The sequence below is a fragment of the Peribacillus sp. genome (genome assembly GCF_059453735.1).
Window position 1 is genome coordinate 1 of sequence record NZ_JAZVJO010000372.1, and the last position, 4302, is coordinate 4302.

Consider the following 4302-nt stretch of genomic DNA (forward strand, 5'->3'; position numbering starts at 1 on the left):
ACAATTTGTTTTTCCTCAAGAATCTTTAACAACTGCTCGTTCCGGACGAGTTGGTAATAACGGTTAAAATACAGCGATCTAAGGAACTGACTTTTATTGAGGTTAAAGATGGAGCGTCTCCAAGTCGGCATAATCAGAATTTGTTTTTTGACCGTAAGATTATGAAGATTATCAAAGCGGCTTAATCCTGTAACCACTACATCTTGATCCTCATAGCCTAACGTTTGCTTAATGACTTCCTTCTCCGCTTCAGAGCTGGCAATGAAAAGCTGTTGATTATATTGTTCTTTGCTCAGATAGGGAGCAATATTATGGATAATCACTCCATGCTGTAAGGTAATTTGCGGAGTCTTCTCATATACAGAAGCAAATAGATCCTTAAATTCCGCAGATCCCTTTGGCAGGGAAAACTCGTCAAATACCCAGGCACTAATATATTTATTTGCAGTCAGCATGTACAGCCAATGCTTGAGGCTTGAGTGGATAATGACATTCCCGAGTGTTTGAACCTTATCGATATGTGGCGAGTCCTTGTCGATTAGGTAAAAGACTTTTTTATTCGGGTGGTTTTCACGACAATACTTGAAAAATGCATAGCCGTTATCTTCAGCCTGATCAGGACGTTCGCTGACAAGCCAAACTTCTTGCCCCGCATAACGCAGTTTAACCGGCAGACTTAGCAGGCTGAGACCTATTTTCATAAACGTATTCCGAATTTTTTTAAACACGATTTTAGCTTTACGCAAAGGTGCTGTAACTCTCCAGGACATTGATTCAGCAATCGGGTACCGTTTAACCTTCTTATTAAGCTTTTTGCTTCGGTTGTACCAGTACCGTTTTCCCCGCATTAATCGCAGGTAATAAATCCCCTCTGTGTAGTATTCAGCACGAATCATTTGAACAAACGGAATATACCCATCCAAGTCCATCTGCGTTAACGTTGGATCATCAATATCGAGAAGCACTTCTCTAAACAACTTAAGCACATCTTCTTGTTCAGAATATGGGAGCAGCTCAGCGAAAGCTTTTGTATCCGCCAGTTTGAAGAGCTTTTCAATCAATGCTCGTTTATATAAAACGAGGAACTTTCTTCGATCCGCAGTTGTTTTATCGAATAAAAGATGGGTAATCAATTCCACTTCTTCCTGAACGGATTCTACATCCACTTTGTTGGGAAATTGATAGCCGCTTTCGATTGTTTTGAATGTAAGAGGCTTTTGAAATAAATCAAAATATAAGTCTGTCAGCATAGGACGATCTAGCGTGCCAATGTCAAAATAATCAAGCTTCGACAGTACCGACTTTTTAATCACTTTCAGTGCAGTAATATTTTCATAACTTGCCAAGAACACGTCGTCTCGTTTATGAATACTGCCTTTTGCCTGTTTAGGGGTTAGTTGTAAGAAGTCAACATCACTTGAGAGGTTTGACAGGATAGGAGTAAGAAACCCTTCATCAAAGTGGATATCTTGATCGACAAATAACAGATAATCCGCTTTGATCTCCTCTAATGTAAGAACATGTTCAGAACTTAGGGTGATTGTCTGAACACCGGCAAATAGCTTGCGTTTTGTTAACTCCTCACCTTTTCGTAAAAATAGTACACACAGATTCATTAGTAATCTCCTTCTTTATATGCAGGGCGAAACTCCCCTGCCATGAACTGAAAAAAGGAAAGGAAGATTCTTTATCGAAACCAACCAATCCCTCTATTTAACGCATCATTCAAATGCGGATACACTTTTATCTTGTTTTGTCTTACTCGATCTCTTCATCTGACGCAAATTGTTTAGCTTTCTTAATGGTTTCGTCAACTTCCAAGAAATACTAGAAAGCATTTTATCCTGCGTATTTTTAATCTCAAGTAACGCCTTACCTTCGAGGTACCACGTCTTACGAGAAATTTGAAGTTTAATATACTCGATCGCCAAATCATACTCGCGTTTTGAAATTAAACTGACAACGGGATACTCAAACTTATAATATTTTTGAATAATATTGGGGTTGTACCCCTCAATAACCGGTGTCATTTTTTCAAGAAGAAAGATTTTCTTTTCATAAGGAAGTGAATTAAACCCAGGATTAATCAATTTCCAAAACAGTGACCGAAGTGCATTGATTTGGAAGGTTTGGTATTGTTCGGTTGTTAACAAGGACTTAACGAGCATCGCTGCCTTACAGTCATTAAGCATCGTTGGCACCATGTCTTGCTGAGTCATCGATGGATTGGTTTCATCATCCCTGGTTCTGTAAAGATAAATGGTCTCTGGAATGTAGCTGAACTTCTTGGCGAGCGTGAACAGCTGCATATCATAGTACTTATCTTCACCATTTTTCATGCCTTCCACAAACTTCAGCTGATTTTTCTTCATGAAGTCGGATCGGACAAGTTTCAAATACACGGCTGTTTTAACCTGAAGGAAAAAAGGCACTTCGTCAATATTTACATTGAAGTAGCTTTTCTTCATCAGGTAATCGCGGAACGTGATATGGAACCATTGATGTCCGGTTGGGTTGCTGTCATTAAAGCTGATCATTCGGCCCATTACGAAATCTGATTCCCATTCCTCCGCAACACGATATAACTTTTCATACGCATCAAATGGAATATAATCATCTGGATCAAGGAAAATAGTATATTTACCCGTGGTGTGCTGCATGCCGACATTTCGAGGCGTACCAGGTGCACCCGAGTTTTTGGGAAGTGTCATTAATTTAACATTTTCATAGTCCCGCTCATAACGTTCTAGAATCGCAAGTGTCCCATCTGTTGAACGATCGTTGACTAAGATAATTTCGAGATTTGTAAATCCTATGGTTTGATTTAATAACGAGTTAAATGCTTCATCAATATATTTTTCTACATTGTAGATCGGCAGAATGACCGATATATACGGTTGGCTCATGGTGCAGGTGTCCTCCTTGTCATGCATATTCTTAAGCGTAAACAGGCTCTTCTTTCAAAAGCTCTTTTAAGAACAGACGGACATCTTCACCAATTTCCTCGTTTTGAAGAGCAAATTCAATCGTTGTTTTCACAAAGCCAAGTTTTTCTCCGACATCAAATCGTCTGCCTTCAAACTCATAAGCATATACCTTTTCCTGTTCGTTCAATGCTTGAATGGCATCCGTAAGTTGAATTTCTCCACCTGCACCTGCTTCTTGTTTAGCCAGGTAATCAAATATTTCTGGGGTCAACACATATCTTCCCATAATGGCTAAATTCGATGGGGACGTTCCTTCCTTAGGCTTTTCAACAAATTTCGTTACCTCGTAGCTTCGTCCATCCTTCGTTGCTGGATCAATAATTCCGTAGCGATGTGTTTCGTTAGCTGGTACCTGCTTCACACCAATAACAGAAGAACCCACCTCATCGTATTGGGCCATCAGTTGACCAATACCCGGCGTCTCACTCTGAACGATATCATCCCCAAGAAGGACAGCAAACGGCTCATCTCCAATGAACGTTCGTGCACTTAACACAGCATGGCCAAGTCCCTTTGCTTCCTGCTGGCGAATATAATGGATGTTTGCCAGGTTAGAAGAAAATTGCACTTTCTCAAGCAATTCATTTTTCCCTTTATTTATTAATTCCATTTCAAGTGCTGGTGCACGATCAAAATGATCTTCAATTGCGCGCTTATTCTTACCGGTCACAATAATAATATCCTCAATACCTGCTGCAACTGCTTCTTCAATTATGTATTGTATGGTTGGTTTATCAACGATTGGCAGCATTTCTTTTGGCATTGCCTTTGTCGCGGGTAAAAACCTCGTACCAAGTCCAGCCGCGGGTATAATTGCTTTTCTTACTTTTTTCAAATTTCATTCCTCCATGGTTCTCTTTTTCTTCACGTTCTTTATTTATTATTTTAAAATATTATTAAAAGTTGGTCGGTCACTTTTTTTCATGTGATTCCTAGTATAAACTTCAAAGACACAAAAAAAAAACAGACTAAATCCTCGTTTATTTTCTAAAAAATTACTAATAATACTTTCATAATATCCAAATTCACCAGAATACCTATAAATGTTCCATTATTATTCTAGCATAGCTTTTATTCAAATAAATCGGTAAATATTTCATCCCAATAAAGTTTGTAAATTCTTTAACGACAATATATCATGCGCTTACTGGATAAAAAAGCATTAGAAGAGATTAATTCCTTGATTAACTTGTTATAGGGAAATCTTTTAAACGTTAACGAAGAGGTTAATTGGTATTTAATTTAAATATTGGCTATTATTCAGTTAAATAGACGTAAGTACTGAAGACTTGTTTTAGTGTACGATTCAAAAAGT

At 38.3% G+C, this 4302-nt stretch carries 3 protein-coding genes; all 3 read right to left on the reverse strand.

Annotated elements, in window-relative coordinates:
- The coding region (locus AC52RT_RS12045) for a CDP-glycerol glycerophosphotransferase family protein (protein ID WP_495540967.1) at nucleotides 1-1616 on the reverse strand (1616 nt) is incomplete at its 3' end.
- Nucleotides 1617-1721: 105 nt separating this feature from the next.
- Complete coding sequence (locus AC52RT_RS12050; RefSeq protein WP_495540968.1) at nucleotides 1722-2906, reverse strand: glycosyltransferase family 2 protein; 1185 nt, start codon at nucleotides 2904-2906, stop codon at nucleotides 1722-1724.
- Nucleotides 2907-2937: 31 nt separating this feature from the next.
- Nucleotides 2938-3822: a UTP--glucose-1-phosphate uridylyltransferase GalU gene (gene galU, locus AC52RT_RS12055; protein ID WP_495540969.1), complete on the reverse strand. Its 885-nt coding sequence runs from the start codon at nucleotides 3820-3822 to the stop codon at nucleotides 2938-2940.
- Nucleotides 3823-4302: the final 480 nt, after the last annotated feature.